Below are 24619 nucleotides of genomic sequence, written 5' to 3' on the forward strand. Positions count from 1 at the left end.
GCGTCGGTGCGCTCATCCCTGCTCGCTGTCATATCGATCCAGCGTATCCCGAGCAATTTCTCTGCCCAGTGCGATCAACTCCGGCGCTTTGTAGAACTCGAAAAACCGGCAAACCCGCTTCGGTACGTTGATCAGGATATCCGGTGGGTACCCGGCGATCTTGTACTGCGCCAGCGAGGTCTGCATCACCTCGAAGCTCTGGTTGATCAAGTCCAGCAATGATGCCGGTCCGACGTTATCGATGATGAACGAGCCAGTTGCGGATTTCGGTGCGCCTTCGCGTTCGGGCGCGGCAGCGGGTTGTTGGGCTTCGGGTTCGGCACCTTCGAGCCACGGATTGATGTCCGCCGCTTCGGCCCTCAGGGCTTCCTGTTCCAGGCGCAGTAATTGTTCGGCCTGGGTGCGACGGAACGGCATCTTCGAACCCAGCGAACTGATCAAACTGTCGAAGCGCGAGCGAAACGCCGGCGGACGCTGGATCACCGGCAGTTTGTAATGCCCCTGGTTGGTCGAGTTGAGATTGACCGCGATGATCAGATCACAGTGGCTGGACACCACCGGCACGATCGGCAGCGGATTGAGAATCCCGCCATCCACCAGCATGCGGTTGCCCTGCATCACTGGAGTGAACAGGCTGGGAATCGCCGCTGAGGCACGCATGGCCTGGTGCAGGCAGCCTTCCTGGAACCAGATTTCCTGTTGATTGGTGAGGTCGGCGGCGACGGCGGTGTAGGGGATGCGCAGGTCTTCGATGTTGATTTCGCCGACGATCTTGCGGATCTGGCCGAAGACTTTCTCGCCACGAATCGCTCCCAGGCGAAAACTCACGTCCACGAGCCGCAGCACGTCGAGGTAATCCAGCCTTTCGATCCAGTTGCGATATTCGTCGAGTTTGCCGGCGGCGTAGATACCGCCGACCACGGCCCCCATCGAACATCCGGCAATGCAGGCGATTTCGTAGCCGCGCTTTTCGATTTCTTCAATGACGCCGATATGGGCATAGCCCCGGGCACCACCGGAGCCCAGCACGAGTGCGACACGCTTTTTCATCAAACTTCCTCCCGACAAGTGGCCACAATGCACTCATCGAGCGGGCGGCTCAATCGCCAGGGTCGTTCAGTGCGCCGGGAGCGTCGTTTTTTGCGGCGGCGTGTTCCTCTGGCGCTATTCTCTTTACCCGCGCGGTTTCATATGCAGGTCAGGCACTTTTTCGCGGCCTGACCGTCTTAACTGCACGACTGTTGACCTAACCTTGAGGTGTGAGTGATGAAAGCCTGGATCTGTGTGCCGTTGATTGCATTGGCATTGGCATTGGCATTGGCCGGTTGCGCCGGTAAAACCGCTTACCGCGACAGTTGCGGCAGCCAACTCGACACCGCTTGGCATGAGCTGGACCTGGCCAAGGCTGAAGGCTTTGCCGGTACCGTCAGTTACTCCAAAGCCTTGTCGCTCCTGACAGCCGCCAAGACCCAGCAACAATTCGAGGGTTTCGAGGGTTGCAGCAAGAAAGCCGAGAAGGCGCGTTTCTATATTCGCGAATCCCGTGCCGGACGCTAAGCTGCTGACATAGCGCAGGGAGGCGGTTTTGCCATGTCGGCAGACGCTTCCCCCGAGCCATTTGAATCAGGAGCAAGTGATGTCAGCGTTGGTTGACCGGTTGGTGGCCCATGTTCTGAGCCTGGAAGTGCGACTGCTGGCCTGTCAGGCGCGGTTGACTGCCCGGACCGACCCCGAGGCGTTGCACGATTTGCGCACGACGGTGCGCCGCTTGCGCAGCCTGTTGCGGCCCTTGCGTGGCTTGCCGGGTGTGGAGCAACTTGAGGGCGCCGCTTCGGCCGTCGGTCAATTGACCACGCCGTGGCGTGACCGTGAGGTGCTGGCGGCGTACTTGCTCCAGCACGATCAACCCGAAGCCGCGCAACGGCGCATGGCAAAGATGGCCGAGGCCTATCCGACGCTGGCGGCGAGCAGCGAGGTGGCTTCGCTGTTGATGATTCTCGACGCGTTCCCGCGTTTTCTGCGTGCGTCCCAGCGTCAGGGGTTGCTCAAGGGGCTGGAAAAACGCATCGAAAAACGCCTCGGCAAGCAATGGAAAAAACTCGATGAGGCGCTGCACGATCCGGCCCACGACCGTCATCGCCTGCGCTTGCTGATCAAGCGTGTGCGTTATGGCATCGAGGCCTACCCTGAACTGGACCGTTTGCCGCAAGCGGCGCTGGCGCGCTTGAAGTCGGCGCAAGGCGCCTTGGGCGATTGGCACGATTGCTGGCAGTGGCTGGCAAAAGCCGAACAGGAAGCGGATCTGCAGCCCTGCGTCGCGACGTGGCGGGCGACCATGATCAAAGCCGAGAGCAAGGCCGATCGCGTACTCGAAAAACTCAGTTCAACCTGCTTCAAATAATCCTCAAACCTGCCTGCATCCACTGTCACTGTGTGGGCGGGCTTCATCCTGTCCGAGATGTCAGTCTATTTGACCGGAATAGACGCTGCGGCGCTCTGCCTGGCTGGTTAAGATCCCTGCATTCACTTTTCGTTTTCTGAGGTTGCCATGCGCTTTTGCGATTTGCTCGAAGCGGTCCGCCGCGAACCGGAACTGACCATCCCTGCCGAATGGGCACAGGGCCGCGCCAGTTTCGGTGGCCTGGTGGCTGCGCTGCAATACGAAGCCATGCGCGCGAAGGTGCCTGCCGATCGCCCGGTGCGTTCGCTGGCGATCACGTTTGCCGGTCCGGTCGAGCCCGAAGTCCCGGTGACTTTTCAAGTCGATGTGCTGCGTGAAGGCAAAGCCGTCAGCCAGGTGTTGGGCCGGGCCATGCAGAACGGTCAGGTGGTGACGCTGGTGCAAGGCAGCTTCGGCGCCTCGCGAGCGTCGGAAGTGGCCGTGCCAGCCCTTCCTGCCCCCGAGATGAAGCCTTTGGACGACTGCCAGGAACTGCCGTACATCAAAGGTGTGACCCCTGAGTTCATGCGCCACCTGGCGATGCGCTGGAGTGTCGGTGGCCTGCCATTCACGGGCAATACATCGCGAGACATGGGCGGTTGGGTGCGTTTGCGTGGCGATGTGAAGGACGAACCTGTCACTGAATCGCACATTCTGGCGCTGGTGGACGCATGGCCGCCGTCATTGTTACCGCACCTGAAGAAAGTGGCGGCGGGCAGTACGCTGACCTGGACCGTCGAATTCGTGCAGCCGTTGCGCGATGTAAGCACGCTGGACTGGTGCAAATATCGGGTGGAAACCGAGTACGCCGCCGACGGTTACGGGCATGCCGCCGCCAAGCTCTGGAGTGCTGAAGGGGAACTGATCGCGATGAGCCGCCAGACCGTCACGATTTTTGCCTGAAGCCCGCAACGCGGGCTTACGCCTCCAGGTTGTGGTTACGGCGCTGCAAACCCAGTGCCGCAACGACGCCAACCACGCCAATGGCCACGTTGGCCAGGCTCAAGCTGAACACCCCGGACACGATCAAAAGAAACGCAACGATAAACAAAGGTACGGCAATCAGTTGCAGCGCCTGGTGGGTCGATTGCTGCTGATTGGTCGGGTACACGCGCCATTGCCACGCGGGAAGGTTGGGATGACGTTTGCCCATGTTGACTACTCCTCGATCCATGTTGAACACATGGGTTGAAGCATAGGCCGGAGTGGGAAGGTCGGCGAATCAAGCTTGGCTATGGACGCGATAGGGACGACGCCGGGATGCGATGTTGGCCGATCTGACGCCTTCGCGAGCAAACCCGCTCCCGCAGGGAACTGTGTCGTTCACAAGTTCAATGTGGAAGCGAGCTTGCTCGCGAAGAGGCCCTCAGAGTTTCAACTGCCCAATCGCCTTGCTCAGCTCTCCAGCCAGTTTCGCCAGCTCATTACTGGTCGTCGCTGAATCCACGGTCTGCTGCACGGTGTTTTCGGTCACATCACGGATACTCACCACCGCGCGATTCATGTCCTCGGCCACTTGGCTCTGTTGCTCCGCCGCCACGGCGATCTGCGTATTGCTTTCACGCATCTGTGCCACTGCGCCGGTGATATGCGCCAATGCTTCGCCAGCCTCCTGCGCTTGCTGCACACAGTCGTCGGCCTTGTACGAACTCTCCTGCATGAAATCCACCGCATCGCGCGTGCCGGCCTGCAAAGCGCAAACCATGGTGGTGATCTCGTCGGTCGAGGTCTGCACCCGTTTGGCGAGGTTGCGAACTTCATCGGCCACCACGGCAAAACCACGGCCCATTTCGCCGGCCCGTGCAGCCTCAATGGCGGCGTTGAGCGCCAGCAAATTGGTTTGCTCGGCGATGCTGTGAATCACGCTGACCACGCCGTTGATCTTTTGACTGTCCTCGGCCAGGCGCTGGATCATCTCGGCGGTCTGTTGTACACCGCTGGACAGGCCGGCAATCGAATGCTGCACCCGTGCAACCACTTGCTGACCGCTACCAGCCAGGCCGTCGGCGGTCTGCGACAGATCGCGAGTGGCGCCCGCGTGCTGGGCGATGTGATAAACCGTGGCAGTCATCTCGTTGATCGCGGTGGCCGCCTGATCGGTTTCGCTTTGCTGGCCGAGCATGCCGTGGCGCACTTCGTTCATGCTCGACGCCAGACGCGCAGCGCCGACATCCAGTTGCTGCGCAGTGTTGGCAACGGTGGTGACGACGCGCTGATAACCGGCCTGCATCGCGTTGAACGCGTTGGTCATCTGCCCGACCTCATCCTTTCCGGCCAGCGGTACACGGGCTGAAAGATCGCCGCTTTTTTCAACGTGCAACATCACGTCTTTCAACGTGTTGAGCTGGCTGAGCAGGAAGCGGATCAACAACTGCGAAGCGCCGAGCATCGCCAGCATCAGGATGAACACCGCCACGGCATAGTTGGCGAAGCGCTCGCCGAACACTTGCGTCAGGCTTGGGCCGTAGGCGATGACTGCTACTTGCTGGCCGTCGGCACGGCTGAACACTTCGGCGCCCATCAGCGGGTTGTCGCCGAACAGTGGCAGGTGGTTGATCTCGTTCCAGCCGTTGTTGTCGGTGATCTCCAGCAGCGGTTGATCGTGGAGGCGTGGCGCCTCCCCGCGTTTGAAGGTCAGCACTTGATCGGCCTGGGGCAGCGCCTGCCCGGCCGGCCAGGCCTTGAGCAAGTGCGCCTGGGCTTGCGCCGACGCTTGTGACGCGAGACTGCGGGCCTGTTGTTCGAGCTGTACGGCGTACAACACCAGCAACAGGGTGGTGACGAAGGCGACCGCGTTGACCGCCCAGAATTTGTATTTCAGCGAGATATTGCTAAGCCAGGCACCCATGGAGGTTTTCTCTGATAGCGGAAACAGCATTGGCAAGGTGCCAGCATTGTGCCGCTATGCAGCTCTGGAAATCTTGATGTGTGTCAACAGCCGATGCTGTCCGGCTGTGCTCGCAAAAGCGTTGTGTCAGTCGCTATTTATTTATCTGACTCAGCGCTCTCGCGAGCAAGCCCGCTCCCACAATGGTTGTTGTGTGTGTCAGGGGAGGGAGGGGAGGTTGAAGAATGCCCGGGCACAAGCGGTCGAATGCGCGGCGAGGTCTTCCTCGGTTTCACCCCGGTGCAACGCCACTTCGCGCAGCACTTCGGTCAGGTACGCCGGTTCATTGCGGCCATTCTTCGGTTTCGGGCGCAGGGTGCGCGGTAACAAGTAAGGCGCATCGCTTTCCAGCATCAGCCGGCCGCGCTTGATCTCTTTGACTAATGGATGCAAGTGCGTGCCCCGGCGCTCGTCGCAAATCCAGCCCGTGATGCCAATATGCAGATCCAGATCGAGGTAGCTGTACAACGCCTTCTGCTCGCCGGTAAAGCAATGCACCACGGCCGCAGGAAGTTGATCGCGGAAGTCCTTGAGTATCTCCAGCAGGCGCACACTGGCGTCGCGCTCATGCAGGAACACCGGCAATTGCAGCTCAACGGCCATTGCCAGATGTTCTTCGAGGACTTTTTCCTGTTGGGTGCGCGGTGAGAAATCGCGGTTGAAATCCAGTCCGCATTCGCCCACGGCGACCACGTTGGCTTCTTTGAGCAGGCTGCGCAGGCGCCGGGCGCTGTCGGCATTCCAGTCACTGGCTGAGTGCGGGTGAATCCCGGCCGTTGCAAACAGCCGTTGCCCACTGTCATCCAGTTGCTGGCACAGTTCCAGTGCCTGTTCGCTCCCCTCGACACTGGTGCCGGTCAGCACCAGTTGGCTGACCCCGGCGGTGTAGGCGCGGTCGAGTACGGCCTGGTGTTTGTCGGCGAAACTTGGGTTGGTCAGGTTGACGCCGATATCGATGAGTTGCATGGTTGCTACCTCGGGCCGAAGGCCGGAAAGCATACCAGAGCTGTAGATTCATCATAAAAGCCAAGAACTACAACGGCTTATGACTGTCTGTTGAGGCCGCTAGACGGCTTGTGTTGGTATGGTGGCCACTACTGTGCCACTCTCTCGCACTTTGCCAGCGCTCCTGGCGCTCTGTTTTCGTCGGCGATTTTGCCTCTCAGCGGTGAAATCGCCCCGTATTCTTTCCGGAGAGTGGATGATTCGTCCCTCGGTTTTGCTGCTGTTGTGTGGATCGTTACTGCTGCCGATGGCGGCGGTAGCGCGCCTGCCCGGGCCGCTGCAAGCCGTGCCGGCCGCCAAGGTGCGTGACTTGTCCGAGATTCGCGGCAGTCGCGTGCTGCGGGTGCTGGTCAACCAGAGTCGTAACAGCTCCGGCGAAGTCCAGGGGCAGGCCATCGGCGTCGAATACCATCGCCTGCGCGCCTTCGAGCAATACCTCAACGGCCATGCGCGTGACGGCCAGGAAATCACCCTCAAGATCATTCCCAAAGCCAAGGATCAACTGCTCGGTGCCTTGCAGCGCGGTGAGGGTGATCTGGTGGCGCCCGGTGAATTGCTTGATTTGCAAGCCGGCCGTGCGGTCGCCAGCAGTGAGCCGATAGCCAGCGACGTGCCGCTGGTGCTGGTCGGCATCAAGGGCGAGCGGCGCTACACCAGGCTTGAGCAACTCGCCGGCAAAACCCTCGCCTTGCCCACCGGCAGTGCGGCCGGGGAAGCGGTCAGCCAACTCAATCAGAAGCTGGCGCTGCATAAGCTGGCGCCGATCAAGATTGAATGGGTCGATCCGACACTGGCGGTCGAGGATGTACTGGAAATGGTCCAGGGCGGCATCTTTCACCTGACCATCGTCGAGCAACCGATTGCCGAGCGCTGGGGCAAGATCCTGCCCAAGCTGCGTGTTGAGCGGCAACTGAGGATCGGCGATCCCGGCGAGGAATACTGGTTCGTGCGCCGGGATGCATCGATGCTGCGGGCGAGCATTGATCGCTTCCTCAGCGGTTACAAGAAGCCGTCGAACGAAGATGTAGCGTTTCTGCGCATCTATCGCCGTCTGTATAAAGTCCACTATCCATTGGCCAAGGCCGACCGTCAGCGTCTGGAGAAACTGCGCCCCGTGCTGCAAAAGCATGCCACGGCGCAGAACATGGACTGGCTGAACCTGGCAGCGTTGGCATTCAAAGAGTCGCGCTTGCAGCCCAGTGCCCGCAGCGGCAGTGGCCCGACCGGGCTGATGCAGATCACCCCGTCCGCAGCGCGGCGGGTCGGTGTGAACAATATTCAGAATCTCGATGCGAATGTGCAGGCTGGGGCCAAATACCTGGCGATGATCCGCCGCAAGTTCTTCGCCAGCCCCAAGCTCAATGAGCGCGAGCGCATGGCGTTCACGCTGGCGGCTTACAACATCGGGCCGGAGCGGGTCCAGGGTATGCGTGCCGAGGCCCGGCGGCGGGGGCTAAATCCTGATCAGTGGTTCTTCCAGGTCGAGCGCATTGCCATGGAGCAGGTGGGAATGGGGCCGGTCAGCTATGTTAATAGCGTGAACAAGTATTACTTGGCCTTCGACCGGGAGCGGGAATCATTGGAGCTCGGTGGGCCGAAAGTTGTCTCACGCAAATAATCTAATAATTCGATTGTTATGGCGAAATATTTGCGCTTTTAACATAGAATTTACTGATTAATATAGCGGCCAATCCACACACACTTCTCGCAAAACAAGGAATGCCCCATGAGCTCTCTGATCAATAAGGTTCTGTTCACCCGCGCAGGCTACGGCTTGACCCTTCTGCGCATCGCTGTCGGCGTGATCTTCGCTGCCCACGGCTCGCAGAAACTCTTCGGTCTGTTCGGCGGTTACGGTCTGGCTGGCACTGCGCAGTACATGGAAAGCCTGGGTCTGACGCCTGGGTATGTGATGGCCACGCTGGCCGGCGGTACCGAGTTCTTCGCCGGTCTGGCCTTGATCATCGGCCTGCTGGTTCGTCCGGCGGCGCTGGGCCTGACGTTCCTGTCGCTGGTTGCGATCTTCACCGTGCACATCAGCAACGGTCTGTTCATGGCCAACAACGGTTACGAGTTCGCTCTGGCGTTGCTCGGTGGCAGCCTTGCCGTTCTGATCGAAGGTGCTGGCAAGCTCTCGGTGGATCGCGCCATCGCCGGTTGAGCGCTCTGACTCACGCCTAAGGCTCGCATTGTGCGAGCCTTTTTTGTTGCGGCTGATTCTTGACACTGATCGGTCACGTTCTCTAGGATGCTGCTCATGCGCCGATTTAAACAGCTACTTGCGGGGCGCCAGGTGACTACAACAGTTGCCGTCAGAAGCCGGAACAGGGCTTCGAAATACCGCTAAAGCGCTGGTTCGGTGTTGCCTCTCACCTGCCACGCAGACTTTTGAGGCAGAGACACGACACGATGAATGCACTACGCCCTCCAGCACGTCCCGCGCCGATCACGGCACATATCACCCAACGCAATCCAAAAATCCTGCTTGGCGGCAAACATCAGCCGACGCTGTTGCGTTATCTCGATGGCTGGCCACGTCGCAGCGGCGGCCCCGCCGCGTTCCTGATCCAGTTTGTCGAGGACGGCGAGTCGCTGGCACGGTTTGCCACTGACAGTTTTGATCTGGCCGTGATTCAGGCGCCGAGCCAGGAAGACGTGCCGCACATGATCACGCAACTGGTTCGCGTCGCACGGCAAGGCTTGATTACCCGTCGCTAGGGTTTTCAGGGGTAGTCGATGGCCACGATGTACACGAACTGTTCGCCAGTCGGTGTCTGTACCCGCACTTCTGCGTCGAGCGCCTTGCCGATCAGGGCGCGGGCCAGCGGCGAGTCGATGCTGATCAGGCCCAGTTTCAAATCCAGTTCATCCGGGCCGACGATGCGGTAGCGCGATGGCTTGCCGTCTTCGTCTTCGATGGTCACCCAGGCGCCGAAGTAGACCTTGTTCGGGTCGCTGGGCTTTTCGCTGACAACCTTCAACGCTTCCAGCCGTTTGGTGAGGAAGCGCACACGGCTGTCGATCTCGCGCAGCATCTTTTTGCCGTAGGTGTATTCAGCGTTCTCCGAGCGATCACCCTGAGCCGCCGCCTCGCTGACCGACTGCGTGACCTGTGGACGGCGCACATGCCACAGTTCATGGAATTCAGCGCGCATCCGCGCTTCACCTTCGGGGGTAATCAGCGCGGTGCCGGCGGTACGGGGAGGGCGATAACGGCTCATGGCAATTTCTTGTGAGTTAGACGGCTGGAGTCTATCAACCCTCGCGCAACACTGTCAGCGGACTTGCGTTGAGTGCCCGACGTGTACCGAAGACGCCCGCGCCCCCGATCAGCGCCGCGCCAATCAGCGGTAGCACCAGCAGCCACGGGTGCGGATGCCACGGCAGATCGAAGGCGTATCGATACAGCACCAGGCTCACCGCTTCCGAACCAATGGCCGCGAGCAGTCCGCTGACCGCGCCGAGCAAACCGAACTCAATGCGACGTGCCTTGATCAGCAACTGCCGCTCCGCGCCCAGTGCTCTTAGCAATGCACCTTGGCGAATACGCTCATCCAGCGTTGCCTGCAACCCGGAAAACAGCACTGCCATTCCCGCCGCCAACACAAACAACAACACGTACTCCACAGCCAGCGTGACCTGGGCGAGAATGCTGCGCAGTTGTTCGAGCAGGGCTTCGACCTGAAGAATGGTCACAGCCGGGAAGGCCCGCGACAGATCGACGATCTGCTGGTCGTGTCCAAGCGCCAGATAGAAGCTGGTCAGGTAGGTCGCCGGCAAATCCTTCAATGTGCCAGGCTGGAAGATCATGAAGAAGTTCGGCTGGAAATTGTCCCAGTTGATCTCGCGCAGGCTGGTGACCTTCGCTTCTCGATTGACCCCGCCAACGCTGAACACCATGTGATCGCCGAGTTTGAGCTTGAGGCTCTCGGCGACCTTGCCTTCCACCGACACCCCGGGAACATCGTCAGAGGGCTGTTCAGTCCACCACGACCCGGCGGTGAGCTTATTGCCGGGCGGCAAGTCGGCGGCCCAGGTCAGGCTCAAGTCGCGTTGAATGGCGCGGTCGCCAGCAGAGTCCTTGCTGACGATCTGCTGCACCGCTTCGCCATTGATGCTGATCAGGCGCCCCGGCACCACCGGATACAGCGGCGCCGCTTGCGCTGACACGTTGATCAGGTGATCGGTAAAGGCCTGTTTGTCGGCTGGCAAAATGTTCAGGGCAAAATAGTTGGGGGCATTTTTCGGCAGTTGATTTTGCCAGGTGTCGAGCAGTTCGCCGCGCAGCAGGGCGATCAAGGCCATGGACAGCAGGATCAGCCCGAATGCCAGCGATTGGCCGGCTGCTGCGAGCGGATGACGCAGCAATTGACCCAGGCCCAGACGCCACGGCAAAGAAGCACGGGCGAGCATGCGCCGCAGGCTTTTGAGCAACAACAGAAGCAAGCCACCCAACACCAATGCGGCGACCACGCCACCGCCGAGCAAGGCAAACGTCAGCAACAGATCAAGGCTCAGGCGCCACATGATCAGGCCCAGCGCGCCGAGCGCCGCGCCATAGACCATCCAGGTGCTCGACGGGATCGGGAGCATGTCGCGGCGCAAGACTCGCAACGGCGGCACTCGTCCCAACGCCGCCAGTGGCGGCAGCGCGAACCCGGCCAGTGCCACCAGCCCGGTCGCGATCCCGGCAAGGGCCGGAAACAGGCCACCTGGCGGAACATCACTCGGCAGCAGATCATGCAACAGCGCGAACAAGCCCAGTTGCGCCAGCCAACCGAGTAACGCACCACTGAGGGCGGCGAACAGCCCAAGTGCCGTCAGTTGAATACTGAACAGCAACATGGTTTCCTGTCGCGACAAGCCGAGGCAGCGCAGTAATGCACTGGCATCGAAACGGCGACTGGCAAAACGGTTTGCCGACAACGCCACCGCCACGCCAGCCAGCAGCACCGCGACCAGGCTGGCCATGTTCAGATAGCGCTCGGCCTTGCCCAGCGCGCCGCCAATCTGCCGATTGCCGTCGCGGGCATCTTGAATCCGCTGATTCGCTGCCAGCCCTGGCTTGATCAGTTGTCGATAGGTTTGCAGTGCTTGCGGTTCGCCGCGCCACAGTTCGCGATAGCTCACTCGGCTACCGGGCTGCACCACGCCGGTCGCGGCGAGATCGTCGAGGTTGATCAGCACGCGTGGCGTCAGGCTATAAAAGTTACCGGCTCTGTCCGGTTCGTAAGTCAGTACCCGTGTCAGCTTCAGGGGCTTCATGCCGACGTCGATGCTGTCGCCGATCTTCAGGTCCAGCGCGGTCAGCAGGCGTGACTCGACCCAGGCTTCGCCGGGCTGGGGTTCGCCTCCGGGCTCTTCAGTTGCGAAGGGGGCCGGGGCGCTTTTCAGTTCACCGCGTAATGGATAGGCGCCGTCTACCGCTTTGATGCTCGACAACTGAATGCCGTTGTCGGTCGCGATGACACTGGAAAATTCCACGACCTGCGCGTGATCAAGGCGTAATTCGGTGCCGATTCTGATTTGTTCCTGACGGGCCGGTGAGCTGCCTTCCAGTACCAGGTCGGCGCCGAGAAACTCGGTAGCGCGCAGCATCATGGCGCCATTGAGGCGGGCACCGAAATAGCCGATGGCGGTACTTGCCGCTACGGCGACCACCAAGGCGAAGAACAACACCCGCAGTTCTCCGGCGCGGGCATCGCGCATGAGTTGACGGATGGCGAGACTCAACAGACGCAACAGCGGCAGGCGTGCCATCAAGGCTCCAGAGGGGCGACCAACAGCCCGGCTTCAAGTCGGATCAGGCGCCGGCATCGATGGGCCAGGCGTTCGTCGTGGGTCACCAGCACCAGTGTGGTGCCGCGCTCCTTGTTCAATTCGAACAGCAAATCGCTGATGCGCTCGCCGGTGTGGCTGTCGAGGTTGCCGGTGGGTTCGTCAGCGAACAGCACGTCAGGCTCGGCGGCAAAGGCTCGGGCAATCGCCACGCGCTGTTGTTCGCCGCCCGAGAGCTGGCGCGGCGAGTGAGTCAGACGCTGGCCGAGGCCGACCCGTTGCAGCAATTCAGTGGCGCGCTCGCGGGCATCTTTACGGCCATCAAGCTCAAGCGGCAGCATGACGTTTTCCAGCGCGTTGAGACTGTCGAGCAATTGAAACGATTGAAAGACGAAACCCACATGTTCGGCACGCACCCGAGCGCGCTGGTCTTCGTCTAGATTACCCAGACTCTGGCCGGCGAGGGTGACTTCGCCGCGGCTCGGTAAATCGAGACCGGCAAGCAGGCCGAGGAGGGTGGATTTGCCGGAACCGGACGCGCCGACGATGGCCAGGCTGTCGCCCTTGTTCAGTTCCAGGCTGAGTTCGTGCAGGATAGTCAGTTCACCTTCCGCGCTGGGAACCACTTTGCTGAGGTTCTTCGCGGTGAGAATGCTGCGCCCATGGAGAATCCGATGCGTGTGTGGTTTTTGAGTGCTGGCCTGGCCTTGATGTGCATGGCCCAGAACGCAGCGGCGGGTACTGTCCTGATCGTTGGGGATAGTATCAGCGCCGGTTTCGGGCTGGATACCCGCTTGGGATGGGTCTCGTTGCTCGAGCAACGGCTCAAACAGGAGGGTTTCGACGACAAAGTAGTGAATGCCTCCATCAGTGGTGACACCAGTGCCGGAGGCCAGGCGCGGCTGCCCGCGCTGCTTGCAGAGCATAAGCCCGACCTGGTGATCCTCGAACTGGGTGGCAACGATGGCTTGCGCGGAATGCCGCCAATTCAATTGCAACAAAATCTTGCTTCGATGATCGACAGCTCCCGCCAGAGCGGTGCCAAGGTGCTGTTGCTCGGCATGCAACTGCCGCCCAATTATGGCAAGCGTTACACCGACGCTTTTGCCCAGGTGTACGGCAAACTCGCCGACGCAAAAAAGATCCCGCTGGTACCGTTTTTCCTCGACGGCGTGGGCGGTCATCCAGACTTGATGCAGGCTGATGGTTTGCACCCGGCAGTCGGGGCTCAGGGCAAGTTGCTGGAAAATGTCTGGCCTACGCTAAAACCGTTGTTATGAGGCTTTTCTAGCGGCAGGCTTTCGGCTAATGTGGCGCCCCCTTATTCGGAGCCCCCAATGCCACGTTCTGCCTGGTCTCTTTTTGCCTACCAACTGATCGAGCCTGACGAACAGCTGGATCTGTTCGCCTGCCAGGAAGTGCGGGTGCATCTGGTGACCCGTCAACTGGAACTCGGTGGTTCTGCGGATCGGACCCTGTGTGGCAGCCTGCTACCGGCGCAGCCGCGCTGGTCGAGCGTAGATCGTCGGGTGTTTCAGGATCAGCGCCTGTGCTCGCTGTGCCGGGCGATTCTGGAGTCGCAGAAGCGCGGCACCTCACCTATCTGGCCTGAGTTGCGCTTCGAACTCTAAAATCTTGAGTCAATAGGTTGACCGCGTCTTGAGAGCCAGCCTCCTCGCCGCAGGTCTTGTGGCTCCCCGAATTCCCGAGGTGCGGTGTACAATCGCGCGCTCATACCCTTGTTGATCATGCGAAGGATGTTCCGGATGTTGCCGCGCTTTCCTGCCGTCGCCCGCTGCCTGTCTCTTGCCGCCCTGTGTGTGGCCGGTCCCGTTGCTGCATTGGAGTTTCCCCTGCCACCGCCTGGTGAAGACATCATTGGTCAGGTGCAGGTGATCAAAGCCAAGTACGAAGACACTTTCGCTGATCTGGGCACCGCCTACGATCTGGGCTATTCGGAAATGCTCGCGGCCAACCCGGGCGTCGATGCCTGGTTGCCCGGCGCCGGCACCGAGATCGTTCTGCCAACCCGTTTCATTCTGCCGCCGGGTCCGCGTGAAGGCATTGTCATCAATCTGGCCGAATACCGTCTCTACTATTACCCGAAAGGCCGGAACGTGGTGTACACGTTCCCGCTGGGGATCGGTCGTGAGGGCTGGGGTTCGCCAATCGCGCACACATCGATCATTGCCAAGACGCCGAACCCGACCTGGACGCCTCCAGCCTCGATCAAGGCTGAACACGCTGCTGATGGTGATCCGCTGCCCAACGTGGTGCCGGCCGGTCCGGACAACCCGCTGGGACCTTTCAAATTCACCCTCGGCACGCCGGGCTATCTGATCCACGGATCGAACAAGAAATTCGGCATCGGCATGCGTACCAGTCACGGCTGTTTCCGCATGTTCAACAACAACGTGCTTGAGATGGCCAGCATGGTGCCGGTCGGTACCTCGGTGCGTATCCTCAATGAGGCCTACAAGTTCGGGAGCAGTGGCGGCAAGGTTTACCTTGAGGCGCACACGCCGATCGACGACAAGGGCGATCCGTCGGTGGTCGACAAGCACACAGCGGTGATCAACGCGATGCTCAAGCGTGATGACATTACTAACAACCTGCGCGTGAACTGGGATGTGGTGCGTGATGTGGTAGCGGCCGAGGATGGTCTGCCAACCGAAATCGGTACGCCAAACACGTCGGCGCCGATTGTTTCGAACACGCCGATCGACCCGCTGCAGTAAGGTCGGATCCGAACCCGTCGAGCCTTGAGGCATCGACGGGTTTTTTATTGCCAGGACAAAAGTACCGGCAATAAAAAAGCCGACCCAAAAAATGGGTCGGCTTGATAATAATCCCGAAGGACTATTACTTGCGGCTAGCCTTGTCGAGCATGCGCAGAGCGCGCTCGTTAGCTTCGTCAGCAGTCTGTTGTGCTTTTTGAGCAGCAGCCAGAGCTTCATCAGCTTTACGGTAAGCTTCGTCTGCACGAGCCTGGGAGCGAGCAGCTGCGTCTTCAGTAGCGGTCAGACGTGCTTCGGTTTCTTTCGATACGCTGCTGCTACAGGTAGCCAGAACTGCGGCAAGAGCCAGAGCAGAGAATTTCAGAACGTTGTTCATCGTGTTCCCCTTCAAGGACTTTCAATTAAGTGGCTGTCTCCTCGGATTGAGGAAATAGCCGGCGTACATACTACCCATTACTTGTAGTAAGTAAACTGACGTAGCGCAAGAAGCAAAAAAAATTGTAGGCGCTGATTCTTTTTCGAGCAACTTTTAACTGCCCTGTATAAAAAACATCCAGCTACAGGCCCCGCGCTGAGCGAGTCAATGAGAAAAAGTTCCCGTTGTCATGTGCTGTTTTTGCAGAGTTGTCTAAAGTCTTTCTAGATGAATTCGTCCATACTTTTGTTCCGATTCTGCGTGCTGCTTCGCTTATCTTTGTTCATGTTGAGGTGACTTTATAAAAGGCGGCACGTCTTAAGTCTCAACATCCGGCAATGTTCAGGTGAGCGGCCCGGGAGATATCGTCTCCAGGCCATCCCTGCGTCCATCGGAGCAGCCCCCCCCGTCAAGCCGCTTGATGACGAGCGTACCTTGAGCATTTTTGCCAATGGTGCCTACTATTTACAGGTGCTCGATTGCGTGGGATCGGTGTGGCTCTTCTCGTTGTCCATCAGGCACGGGGTGGCGTAGATGTTCCTTCGCCGGAAAAACATCGGTAAGGTAGGGGTCAAAATTCAAGACCCGCGAGGAGTAGTGATGAGCGAGGCGTTGTCCATCCACCATGACCAGGCTGGTCATCAGTTCGAGACCAATGTGGACGGTCATCGTGCCTACCTGACCTACATGGATCTGGGTAAACAGACCCTGGATATCTATCGCACGTTTGTGCCCAACGCCCTGCGTGGCCGTGGCATTGCCGCAGCGCTGACAGAAAGCGCGTTGCAATACGCCGAGGAAATGGGCTACACGGTGATCCCGTCGTGCTCCTACGTCGAGCGCTACATGGAGCGTCATCAGCGCCGCGCTGCGAAAATCTGAACAGCACACACAAAAACGCCGGGCAATGAATGCCCGGCGTTTTTTTATGCCTGTAAAACGCGGATCAACTGCGCTCGCGTTTGGGCAACACATCCTTGAGCTTGGCGTGCATGCTGCGCAGGGTGCTCTCGGTGGCGGACCAGTCGATGCAGGCATCGGTGATCGACACGCCGTATTGCAGGTCGGCGAGGTCTTTTGGAATCGCCTGGCAGCCCCAATTCAGATGACTCTCGACCATCAGACCGATAATCGACTGGTTGCCTTCGAGGATCTGGTTGGCCACGTTCTCCATCACCAGCGGTTGCAGGGCCGGATCCTTGTTGGAGTTGGCGTGGCTGCAATCGACCATGATGTTCGGCTTGATCTTGGCCTTGTTCAGCGCCTGCTCGCACAGGGCGACGCTGACCGAATCGTAGTTCGGCTTGCCGTTGCCGCCGCGCAATACCACATGACCGTAGGCGTTGCCTTTGGTGGTGACGATCGATACGCCACCTTCCTGGTTGATTCCGAGGAAACGATGCGGGCTGGACACCGACTGCAGGGCGTTGATCGCTACCGTCAGGCCGCCGTCTGTGCCGTTCTTGAAGCCGACGGCCGAAGACAGGCCCGAAGCCATTTCACGGTGCGTCTGGGATTCGGTGGTGCGCGCGCCGATAGCCGACCAACTGATCAGGTCCTGCAGATATTGCGGGGAGATCGGGTCGAGGGCTTCGGTGGCAGTCGGCAGGCCTTTCTCGGCCAGATCCAGCAGCAATTGACGACCGATGTGCAGACCGTCCTGGATCTTGAACGAGTCGTCCAGATACGGATCGTTGATCAGGCCTTTCCAGCCGACGGTGGTGCGCGGTTTTTCGAAATACACGCGCATGACCAGGTACAAGGTGTCGCAGACTTCCTCGGCCAGCACCTTCAGGCGTTCGGCGTATTCGTGGGCAGCCTTGATGTCGTGGATCGAGCACGGACCGATCACTACGAACAGGCGGTGGTCGGTGCCATCAAGAATGTTGCGAATGACTTCGCGACCCTTGGTGACGGTGCGCAGGGCCGCGTCGCTCAGAGGGATATCACGCTTGAGCTGATCAGGAGTGATCAGGGTCTCGTTAGAGGCGACGTTTAGGTCGTTGATCGGTAAATCAGCCATCGTTTACTCGTCAGGTCACGGGTGCCGGCCGCCAGCGATCCCCGCGCGGCGGAACACAGCAGATTTAAGCGCGTCGGGGAGCGGAACCTTAGCGCGTTAGACGCCTGCTCGACAATGGGCACGTCACTGTTTAAAACAGAGCCTAATCCAGCAATGGCTGCGCGAAAGCCTTGCGAACGCTGTCGTGGGAGAACTCGTCGGCATGTTGCTCGACCCAGTGCAGGGCCAACGCCTGAATATCCTGCAGGGCATCGTGAGCATCGTTTATTCGGCAATAGCGTTCGATCTGACACACTTGCTCACCCATTCGCGCACTGAACAGCGCCTGTTCATCGGTGAAGGCGATGCCCACCAGATACCCCTTTTTACGCCGCAGACACCACGCCACATAGCCCGGATAACAGATATCGGCATTGAGCGTCGGCATGCGGATTTGCAGCGCCGTGCCATGGCGCCAGGCGCGGTGATAATTGCAAGCGATCCCGCCGAGGCTGATAGTGTGCAGCTGTTGTCTGGAAATACACTCAGGCTTGAGCAAGGTTAATTCAACCGGCACTTCGTCCGGATGAGGAATGAAACGTCCCATGAGCACAGACTCCCTGTGTCGGCCATTTGACATTGTTTCCCCCAGTATAGTGGTCGAATCGCAGCTGACCGATTTCGACGCTGACCAGCGGCTGTTGGCGATGAACGGCGTTTCGCTGGTGATTTTTACCAGCGTCGGTTGCGCCAGTTGCCGCTATGCCCGTGAGGTCTTGCCCGGTTTGGATCTGACGGTGGATCGCTTGTGCTGGATCGACGCCGGCGAAAACGGTGGCCTGGTGGCGCGGTATCAGGTCTTTCATTTGCCGGCGCTGTTTGTCGTGCGTGACGGCGAGTTCTTTGGGGCATTGCACACGCGCCTGACGGTCGATGCGCTCAACGAGGCATTGGCGCAGGCCTTGGTTCGAATAGCAGAGGAGTTGCCATAAATGGGGACAATCAGCAAACCGGTGGTGGGGATTATCGGCACCGGCGCAATAGGTGGTTTCTACGGTTTGATGTTGGCGCGCGCTGGGTTCGATGTGCATTTTCTGTTGCGCAGCGAGTTCTCGTCGGTCGCCGAACGGGGCTTGCACGTTAACAGTGCGGTGCATGGCCCGCTGACGTTGAGCCCTGTGCAGGCTTATTCTTCGGCCCAGGACATGCCGCCGTGTGACTGGTTGTTGGTCGGCGCCAAGACCACCAGCAATGTGGGTCTTGCCCCCTCGATCATTCAAGCCTCGAAGCCCGGCGCGAAAGTGCTGCTATTGCAGAATGGTCTGGACGTCGAGGACAGCCTGCGTGAACAGTTGCCCGATTCGCTGCACCTGCTCGGAGGTCTGTGCCTTATCTGTGTACACCGCGAAGGGCCTGGGCAAATAACCCATCAAGCTTTGGGTGCTGTGAATGTCGGTTACCACAGCGGCCCGGCCATCGATGATGCCGGACGCATGGCGATTGTCGAAGAGGGCTGCACTTTGTTCCGCGCCGCGGGTATCGACTCGCAGGCGATGCCCGATCTGCAGCAGGCACGCTGGCAGAAACTGGTCTGGAATATCCCCTACAACGGTCTTTCGGTGTTGCTCGGCGCGAGTACCACGCCGCTGATGGCCGACGCCGACAGCCGCGCGTTGATCCAGGCGTTGATGACCGAAGTGGTGCAGGGGGCCAAGGCCTGTGGGCACGACATGCCGCCCGGTTACGCCGAGTACCTGTTCATGATGACCGAGAAAATGCCGGACTACTGGCCGAGCATGCACCACGACTTTTTGCACAAGCGTGCGCTGGAACTCGAGGCGATTTATGCCCGGCCACTGTCGGCCGCGAAAGCGGTGGGCTGCGAGCTGCCACGTATCGAAGCGTTGTATCGCACGTTGGGTTTTATCGACCGCCGCAACGTTTAAGTTTTTTTGTGAAAGGGCGGGTAGGCATGGCCAAGAACATCGATGACAAACTGGTGCTGGCGATTTCATCGCGCGCCTTGTTCGACCTGAGCGAGAGCCACAAGGTCTACCTGTCGAGCGGCGTTGAAGCCTATCGGCAATATCAGATCGAGCACGAAGACGAGATTCTCGCACCCGGTGATGCCTTCCCGTTGGTGGAAAAACTCCTGAGTCTTAACAGTCGCCTCGGTCGTGCTCGGGTCGAGGTGATTCTGGTGTCACGCAACAGCGCCGATACCGGCCTGCGAGTGTTCAACTCGATTCACCATTACGGTCTGGCGATTTCCCGTGCGGCGTTTGTCGGCGGGCGCAGTCCTTATCCGTATCTGAAAGCGTTCGGCTGCGATCTGTTTCTCTCCACCCATGCCGAGGATGTGCGTGCGGCACTGGATGCCGGTTTCGCCGCCGCGACGATTCTATCCGGGGGCGCCAGCCGTGCGGCCAGCGATGAGTTGCGCATCGCCTTCGACGGTGACGCGGTGATCTTTTCCGACGAGTCTGAACGCGTCTATCAGTCCGGCGGGCTGGAGGCGTTTCAAGCCAAGGAACGTGAGTCGGCCCGTGAGCCTTTGCGCGGAGGGCCGTTCAAGGGCTTTCTCGCCGCGCTCAATTTGCTGCAGCGCGAGTTCCCTGACGACGACTGCCCGATCCGCACGGCGTTGGTGACGGCGCGTTCGGCGCCGGCGCATGAACGGGTGATTCGCACGTTGCGCGAGTGGGATATCCGCCTCGACGAATCGCTGTTCCTCGGCGGCCTGACCAAGTCGGCGTTTCTTGAGGCCTTTGCTGCCGATGTGTTCTTTGATGATCAGACCGGCCATTGCGAACTGGCCCGCGAAGTCGTCGCTACTGGCCACGTGCCTCATGGCATCAGCAACGAACCGTCGATCTAAAGCCCCGGTGCTTCAAGACGTTGCGTCACACGTCGTACTCGCCAAGGCACTGCTAAGCTGAATCAAATCTGCGCCATGTTGGCTTGCGAGGGGGTCATATGATTCGTTCGATGCTGTATGCCACTGACCTCGGTCTGTACGCACCGTTAGTGATGCAGCACGCCTTGGCTTTGGCGCGAACGTTCGATGCCGACCTGTACGTCGTGCATGCGGTGGAGCCGATGGGGTTGTTTGCCGAATCGGTGTTGCAGAGTTATCTCGACGAGCAGGCTTTGAACGAATTCCACAGCCAGGGTTTGAAAACAGTCATCGCCAATATCGAGCAGCGGGTACTGGAAAGTTTTCGCGAAGAACTGGGGGACGAGGGCGAGCTGGATCTGCAGCGCATTCGAGCGGTGCGCGTGCTGCAGGGCGATCCGTCGCAGGTGATTCTTGATCAGGTACAGAAACTCTCTGTCGATTTGCTGATCGTAGGAAGTCACAGCCACGGGGTGGGCGCGGAAACGCCGTTGGGGCGCACGGCCGCTCGAGTCCTGCAATTGGCCAAGGTGCCGGTGTATCTGGTGCCACTGGTGGAGCGTCGGCGGCGGGAGGATCGCTAAAGCAGGAATAATGGCGCTTTGATAAAAAAGTTCTAGATTTATTATTCGAACCATTAATATAGTTATATATCGTCGCTGATGCCCGTGGCGTCTACCTGCTTTGAGGGATACATATGAAGCTTCAACAATTGCGCTACATCTGGGAAGTGGCGCACCACGACCTCAACGTTTCCGCTACAGCCCAAAGCCTCTACACCTCGCAACCGGGCATCAGTAAACAAATCCGTCTGCTGGAAGACGAACTCGGCGTCGAAGTGTTTGCCCGCAGCGGCAAGCACCTGACCCGCGTCACGCCAGCCGGCGAGCGCATCATCACCACCGCCGGCGAGATTCTGCGCAAAGTCGAAAGCATCAAGCAGATCGCCCAGGAATTCTCCAACGAGAAGAAAGGCACCCTGTCGATCGCCACGACTCACACCCAGGCGCGTTATGCACTACCGCCGGTGATCAGCAATTTCATCAAGCAATACCCGGACGTGGCGCTGCACATGCACCAGGGTTCGCCGATGCAGATCGCCGAAATGGCTGCTGACGGCACCGTCGACTTCGCTATTGCCACCGAAGCGCTGGAGTTGTTCGGCGATCTGGTGATGATGCCGTGCTACCGCTGGAACCGCTGCGTGGTGGTGCCGCAGGGCCACCCGCTGACCAAGCTGCCGAAGCTGACCCTCGAAGCGCTGGCTGAATACCCGATCGTGACTTATGTGTTCGGTTTTACGGGACGTTCGAAGCTCGACGAAGCCTTCAGCCATCGTGGCCTGTCACCGAAAGTGGTATTCACCGCCGCCGACGCCGACGTGATCAAAACCTACGTGCGCCTGGGGCTGGGCGTAGGCATCGTGGCGAAGATGGCGGTCGACACCAAACTCGACAACGACTTGGTGGTGCTCGATGCCAGCGAGCTGTTCGAATCGAGCGTGACCAAGATCGGTTTCCGTCGTGGTACTTTCCTGCGCGGGTTCATGTGCGACTTCATCGAGAAGTTCGCGCCACACCTGACCCGCGAAGTGATGGCCAAAGCTATCCAGTGTCACAACAAGCAAGAACTGGAAGATCTGTTCGACGGTGTCGAACTGCCCGTTCACTAAGCGCCCGCCTCAGAGCACCTCGGTGACAGTGAACTGTTGCCGGGTGCCCGCCACCAGAATCTCGACCTCATCACCTTCCAGCTTGCCTAGCAGGCTTTTGCCCAGTGGCGAGCGTGGGGTAATGACGGTAATTGGCTGACCCACCACATCGACTTTCAGGCCAGCCGCATCCGGGGCCAGAAACAGCCACTGCTCGCGCCCCTTTTCATCTTCCAGGCCGAGCAGGGCGCCCACTTCTATACCTCGGTTTTCGTCGTGCGCGCGCAGCGTCAGGTTCTGGCACAGCGCCAGTGACTGGCGAATTTCCTCGACCCGTTTCGCTTGCCCTGCCGCCAGATACGATGCCTCAAGCCCGAGGGTGTCGTACTTGTTTTCGGCGATGTTTTCTTCGTGGGTGGCGGTTTCGTAAGCGGTTTGCGCAGCGCGTTCGGCGATGTCGAGGTCGATGCGCAGTTTGTCGAGAATCAATTGGTGGACAGTGTGCTTGTTCATGATCAATCGCAGAATTGTAAAACGTTGGCGCGGCTTTTTTCGCTTGGCGCGGTCTGGTCCTGTTGCAGCCAGAACTGGCATTTCGGGTTTGACTGGTTGCGGCCGCTGCTGCGTGCCTGATCAAGGCGATTTTGCTGCTCGTTCTTGCGCAGGTTTTCTTCGTACTGCTCAAACAGCGGACTCTGCGGTGCAATGTCCGGTTGTGTCCGGACGGCTGGCGGGTTGGCCAATTGCTGTACAGCCTGGGCGACCGGCGCCAGTTGTTCGTTGAACAGAACGCGTGAAGCCAGCCAGCACGTCAGCGCAATGGCAAGAAAACCCAGCCATATGCCCAGGGCAATGCTGCCGGTCAAATGCAGCACGCTCAGTTGAACCGGCAAGGGGCGACGCGGGTTAGGACGGTAGGGCATGGCTGCCTCCTGGCGGATGGGTGCGGGCAAGTGGTGATTGTCGCACGAAGATTAATCGCCGTCGGCTCTTCTGCATGAGGTCATTTATGCGGACAATCGGTGTTTTGCCAACGGGAGTCTTGAATGCCGGAACCGAAAACCCGCTGGGATATTTTTTGCACCGTGGTCGATAACTACGGCGACATTGGCGTGACCTGGCGCCTGGCCCGGCAACTGGTGGCCGAGCATTCGCTGACAGTGCGGTTGTGGGTCGATGACTTGCGCGCATTCGAACGCATTTGTCCGCAAGTCGATATCAACGCCGCGCAACAATGGCAGCAAGGTGTGGAGGTGCGACACTGGCCAGGCGAATGGTTAGAGACGGACGCCGCTGATGTGGTGATCGCCGCGTTCGCCTGCCAACTGCCGAGTGATTACATGAGCGCCATGGCCGAGCGGGAACAACCGCCGTTGTGGATGAACCTCGACTATCTCAGCGCCGAAGACTGGGTCGTGGGTTGCCACGGCCTGCCATCGGTGAAGTATAAGTCGGTGCAGAAGATATTCTTCTTTCCGGGATTCCGTCCAGGAACGGGCGGATTGTTGCGTGAGCGAGGTTTACTCGAACGGCGTCGGCAGTTTCAGCAAGATCCCCAAGTGCAGCGAGAATTCCTGCACGGTCTTGGGATCGACCGCGCGCCTGAAGCTCAGCTGATTTCGCTGTTTGCCTATGAGAACGCCGGTTTGGCCAGTTGGCTCGATGTGCTGGCAACCGATGCAAAGCCAACCCATCTGCTGGTGCCTGAAGGTCGGATACTCGGCGACGTCGCGCGATGGCTTGGGATGGAAAATCTCGACGTCGGGGCGATTCATATTCGTCAATCGCTGACGGTGCAGGTGCTGCCGTTCGTCCGCCAGGATCAATACGATCATCTGCTCTGGTGCTGCGATTTCAATGCGGTGCGCGGGGAAGACTCGTTCGTGCGGGCGCAATGGGCGGGGCGGCCGATGCTCTGGCACATTTATCAGCAGGACGAAGACATCCATCTGGGCAAGCTCGATGCCTTCCTCGCGCTCTACACAAAAGGCCTGTCACCGGCCGCTGCCGAGGCGATGAGCGGTCTCTGGCGAGCCTGGAGCGCCGGTCAGCCGATCGGCGAACACTGGCTCACGGCCCGTCATCATTGGCCAGAACTGCAGAAAAATGCCGAAGCGTGGTGTCTGGAACAAGGCTTGCAGGCCGATCTTGCCGCGGCGCTGGTACAGTTTTACCTAAATTGGATATGATACGCGGCCTAGATTTTTGTAAATCCCATCCAAATTCGGATATTCGCAATGAAAACTGGTAAAGAACTGAAACCCGGTACCGTGATCCGTCTCGAAAACGATCCTTGGCTGGTTCAGAAAGCTGAATTCACCAAGTCGGGCCGTAACAGCGCGATCATGAAGACCAAGCTGAAAAACCTGCTGACCGGTTACAAGACCGAGATCGTTTACAGCGCCGACGACAAACTGGACGACGTAATCCTCGACCGCAAAGAAGCGACCCTATCCTTCATCAGCGGCGACACCTACACGTTCATGGACACCACTGACTACACCATGTACGAGCTGAACGCTGAAGACATCGAAGCCGTTCTGCCTTTCGTTGAAGAAGGCATGACCGATGTTTGCGAAGCGATCTTCTTCGAAGAGCGTCTGGTTTCCGTAGAGCTGCCGACCACCATCGTGCGCGTAGTTGACTACACCGAAGGTTCGGCTCGTGGCGACACTTCCGGCAAAGTCATGAAGCCAGCCAAACTGAGCAACGGTACCGAGCTGCAAGTTGCCGACTTCATCGAAATCGGTGACAAGATCGAGATCGACACCCGCGAAGGCGGTTCCTACAAAGGCCGTGCCAAATAA

Annotated in this window: 28 protein-coding genes and 1 pseudogene; 17 read left to right on the top strand and 12 right to left on the bottom strand. The window is 59.3% G+C overall.

Going from position 1 to position 24619, the window contains the following annotated elements; translation table 11 throughout:
* Positions 1–12: 12 nt before the first annotated feature.
* Positions 13–1050: a patatin-like phospholipase family protein gene (locus ACIOWA_RS01740; RefSeq protein WP_339431171.1), complete on the bottom strand. Its 1038-nt coding sequence runs from the start codon at positions 1048–1050 to the stop codon at positions 13–15.
* Between the two features lie 216 nt (positions 1051–1266).
* Here ACIOWA_RS01740 and ACIOWA_RS01745 point away from each other — a divergent pair, with 216 nt between their 5' ends.
* The 3 genes from ACIOWA_RS01745 to ACIOWA_RS01755 all read left to right on the top strand — a co-directional run bounded on the left by ACIOWA_RS01745 (position 1267) and on the right by ACIOWA_RS01755 (position 3343).
* The gene (locus ACIOWA_RS01745; protein WP_339464812.1) at positions 1267–1557 is read left to right on the top strand and encodes a hypothetical protein; all 291 of its coding nucleotides are present in this window, start codon (positions 1267–1269) and stop codon (positions 1555–1557) included.
* A gap of 79 nt (positions 1558–1636) precedes the next feature.
* A complete protein-coding gene (locus tag ACIOWA_RS01750) occupies positions 1637–2401 on the top strand; it encodes a CHAD domain-containing protein (RefSeq protein ID WP_339431172.1) in 765 nt (254 codons plus the stop codon).
* A 147-nt stretch (positions 2402–2548) separates the two neighbouring features.
* Positions 2549–3343, top strand: coding sequence for an acyl-CoA thioesterase (locus ACIOWA_RS01755; RefSeq protein WP_401157871.1), 795 nt, complete (start codon positions 2549–2551; stop codon positions 3341–3343).
* A 19-nt stretch (positions 3344–3362) separates the two neighbouring features.
* Here the strand turns inward: ACIOWA_RS01755 and ACIOWA_RS01760 are convergent.
* The 3 genes and pseudogenes from ACIOWA_RS01760 to ACIOWA_RS01770 form a co-directional block, all read right to left on the bottom strand.
* Positions 3363–3593 (bottom strand): annotated as a pseudogene (locus ACIOWA_RS01760) (terminase); the annotation flags it as partial.
* 213 nt (positions 3594–3806) lie between these two features.
* Positions 3807–5288, bottom strand: a complete 1482-nt coding sequence (locus tag ACIOWA_RS01765; protein WP_401157873.1) for a methyl-accepting chemotaxis protein — start codon at positions 5286–5288, stop codon at positions 3807–3809.
* A 198-nt stretch (positions 5289–5486) separates the two neighbouring features.
* Positions 5487–6293, bottom strand: a complete 807-nt coding sequence (locus tag ACIOWA_RS01770; protein WP_339431175.1) for a TatD family hydrolase — start codon at positions 6291–6293, stop codon at positions 5487–5489.
* Between the two features lie 235 nt (positions 6294–6528).
* Between ACIOWA_RS01770 and ACIOWA_RS01775 the strand changes: the two genes are divergently transcribed.
* The 3 genes from ACIOWA_RS01775 (at position 6529) to ACIOWA_RS01785 (ending at position 9050) form a co-directional block, all read left to right on the top strand.
* Positions 6529–7950 carry a transglycosylase SLT domain-containing protein gene (locus ACIOWA_RS01775; protein WP_401157875.1) on the top strand — a complete coding sequence of 474 codons (1422 nt, stop codon included), beginning with the start codon at positions 6529–6531 and terminating at the stop codon, positions 7948–7950.
* Between the two features lie 108 nt (positions 7951–8058).
* A complete protein-coding gene (locus tag ACIOWA_RS01780; RefSeq protein WP_221729222.1) occupies positions 8059–8493 on the top strand; it encodes a DoxX family protein in 435 nt (144 codons plus the stop codon).
* A gap of 248 nt (positions 8494–8741) precedes the next feature.
* Entirely contained in the window at positions 8742–9050 is a 309-nt protein-coding gene (locus ACIOWA_RS01785; protein ID WP_339431177.1) for a class I SAM-dependent methyltransferase, read from the top strand.
* Positions 9051–9055: 5 nt separating this feature from the next.
* Here ACIOWA_RS01785 and greB read toward each other — a convergent pair whose 3' ends face one another.
* From greB to ACIOWA_RS01800, 3 genes are read right to left on the bottom strand one after another with little or no spacing between them, the layout of a single operon-like run.
* Complete coding sequence (gene greB / locus ACIOWA_RS01790; protein WP_339431178.1) at positions 9056–9553, bottom strand: transcription elongation factor GreB; 498 nt, start codon at positions 9551–9553, stop codon at positions 9056–9058.
* A gap of 34 nt (positions 9554–9587) precedes the next feature.
* The gene (locus tag ACIOWA_RS01795) at positions 9588–12092 is read right to left on the bottom strand and encodes an ABC transporter permease (RefSeq protein ID WP_401157877.1); all 2505 of its coding nucleotides are present in this window, start codon (positions 12090–12092) and stop codon (positions 9588–9590) included.
* Positions 12092–12781, bottom strand: coding sequence for an ABC transporter ATP-binding protein (locus tag ACIOWA_RS01800; RefSeq protein WP_401157955.1), 690 nt, complete (start codon positions 12779–12781; stop codon positions 12092–12094). The genes ACIOWA_RS01795 and ACIOWA_RS01800 overlap by 1 nt, the downstream gene beginning before the upstream one ends.
* Positions 12782–12784: 3 nt before the next feature.
* Between ACIOWA_RS01800 and ACIOWA_RS01805 the strand changes: the two genes are divergently transcribed.
* From ACIOWA_RS01805 to ACIOWA_RS01815, 3 genes are all read left to right on the top strand, one after another.
* Positions 12785–13390, top strand: coding sequence for an arylesterase (locus ACIOWA_RS01805; protein ID WP_339431181.1), 606 nt, complete (start codon positions 12785–12787; stop codon positions 13388–13390).
* A gap of 57 nt (positions 13391–13447) precedes the next feature.
* The gene (locus tag ACIOWA_RS01810) at positions 13448–13741 is read left to right on the top strand and encodes a hypothetical protein (RefSeq protein WP_007955656.1); all 294 of its coding nucleotides are present in this window, start codon (positions 13448–13450) and stop codon (positions 13739–13741) included.
* A gap of 135 nt (positions 13742–13876) precedes the next feature.
* Complete coding sequence (locus ACIOWA_RS01815; RefSeq protein ID WP_339431182.1) at positions 13877–14848, top strand: L,D-transpeptidase family protein; 972 nt, start codon at positions 13877–13879, stop codon at positions 14846–14848.
* A gap of 124 nt (positions 14849–14972) precedes the next feature.
* On the opposite strand, the gene ACIOWA_RS01820 is transcribed toward ACIOWA_RS01815, so the two are convergent.
* Positions 14973–15224: an Lpp/OprI family alanine-zipper lipoprotein gene (locus ACIOWA_RS01820; protein ID WP_401157879.1), complete on the bottom strand. Its 252-nt coding sequence runs from the start codon at positions 15222–15224 to the stop codon at positions 14973–14975.
* 639 nt (positions 15225–15863) lie between these two features.
* Between ACIOWA_RS01820 and ACIOWA_RS01825 the strand changes: the two genes are divergently transcribed.
* Positions 15864–16145 carry a GNAT family N-acetyltransferase gene (locus ACIOWA_RS01825; RefSeq protein WP_003226804.1) on the top strand — a complete coding sequence of 94 codons (282 nt, stop codon included), beginning with the start codon at positions 15864–15866 and terminating at the stop codon, positions 16143–16145.
* A gap of 64 nt (positions 16146–16209) precedes the next feature.
* Here the strand turns inward: ACIOWA_RS01825 and ACIOWA_RS01830 are convergent, their stop codons facing one another.
* Both ACIOWA_RS01830 and ACIOWA_RS01835 read right to left on the bottom strand, forming a co-directional pair.
* Positions 16210–17286, bottom strand: a complete 1077-nt coding sequence (locus tag ACIOWA_RS01830) for a 3-deoxy-7-phosphoheptulonate synthase (RefSeq protein WP_339431183.1) — start codon at positions 17284–17286, stop codon at positions 16210–16212.
* Positions 17287–17428: 142 nt separating this feature from the next.
* The gene (locus ACIOWA_RS01835) at positions 17429–17872 is read right to left on the bottom strand and encodes a PilZ domain-containing protein (protein WP_339431184.1); all 444 of its coding nucleotides are present in this window, start codon (positions 17870–17872) and stop codon (positions 17429–17431) included.
* On the opposite strand from ACIOWA_RS01835, the gene ACIOWA_RS01840 reads away from it, so the two are divergent.
* The 5 genes from ACIOWA_RS01840 (at position 17871) to cysB (ending at position 21833) form a co-directional block, all read left to right on the top strand.
* Positions 17871–18257 carry a thioredoxin family protein gene (locus ACIOWA_RS01840; protein WP_339431185.1) on the top strand — a complete coding sequence of 129 codons (387 nt, stop codon included), beginning with the start codon at positions 17871–17873 and terminating at the stop codon, positions 18255–18257. The genes ACIOWA_RS01835 and ACIOWA_RS01840 overlap by 2 nt on opposite strands.
* Complete coding sequence (locus tag ACIOWA_RS01845) at positions 18258–19211, top strand: putative 2-dehydropantoate 2-reductase (RefSeq protein WP_401157882.1); 954 nt, start codon at positions 18258–18260, stop codon at positions 19209–19211. It begins immediately after the preceding gene.
* Positions 19212–19237: 26 nt separating this feature from the next.
* Positions 19238–20143: a 5'-nucleotidase gene (locus tag ACIOWA_RS01850; RefSeq protein ID WP_339431187.1), complete on the top strand. Its 906-nt coding sequence runs from the start codon at positions 19238–19240 to the stop codon at positions 20141–20143.
* 98 nt (positions 20144–20241) lie between these two features.
* Positions 20242–20745: a universal stress protein gene (locus ACIOWA_RS01855; RefSeq protein WP_221729210.1), complete on the top strand. Its 504-nt coding sequence runs from the start codon at positions 20242–20244 to the stop codon at positions 20743–20745.
* 113 nt (positions 20746–20858) lie between these two features.
* Complete coding sequence (gene cysB, locus ACIOWA_RS01860; protein ID WP_221729209.1) at positions 20859–21833, top strand: HTH-type transcriptional regulator CysB; 975 nt, start codon at positions 20859–20861, stop codon at positions 21831–21833.
* A gap of 9 nt (positions 21834–21842) precedes the next feature.
* Here the strand turns inward: cysB and ACIOWA_RS01865 are convergent, their stop codons facing one another.
* Both ACIOWA_RS01865 and ACIOWA_RS01870 read right to left on the bottom strand, forming a co-directional pair.
* Positions 21843–22325, bottom strand: a complete 483-nt coding sequence (locus ACIOWA_RS01865) for a GreA/GreB family elongation factor (RefSeq protein ID WP_221729208.1) — start codon at positions 22323–22325, stop codon at positions 21843–21845.
* 2 nt (positions 22326–22327) lie between these two features.
* Positions 22328–22735, bottom strand: coding sequence for a hypothetical protein (locus ACIOWA_RS01870; protein ID WP_401157885.1), 408 nt, complete (start codon positions 22733–22735; stop codon positions 22328–22330).
* 123 nt (positions 22736–22858) lie between these two features.
* On the opposite strand from ACIOWA_RS01870, the gene earP reads away from it, so the two are divergent.
* A complete protein-coding gene (earP, locus tag ACIOWA_RS01875) occupies positions 22859–24001 on the top strand; it encodes an elongation factor P maturation arginine rhamnosyltransferase EarP (RefSeq protein ID WP_401157886.1) in 1143 nt (380 codons plus the stop codon).
* 48 nt (positions 24002–24049) lie between these two features.
* Complete coding sequence (locus ACIOWA_RS01880) at positions 24050–24619, top strand: elongation factor P (protein ID WP_028619992.1); 570 nt, start codon at positions 24050–24052, stop codon at positions 24617–24619.

Origin of the sequence: Pseudomonas sp. NPDC087614 (assembly GCF_044743485.1) — a bacterium.
In the GTDB taxonomy this organism is placed as follows: domain Bacteria; phylum Pseudomonadota; class Gammaproteobacteria; order Pseudomonadales; family Pseudomonadaceae; genus Aquipseudomonas; species Aquipseudomonas baetica_A.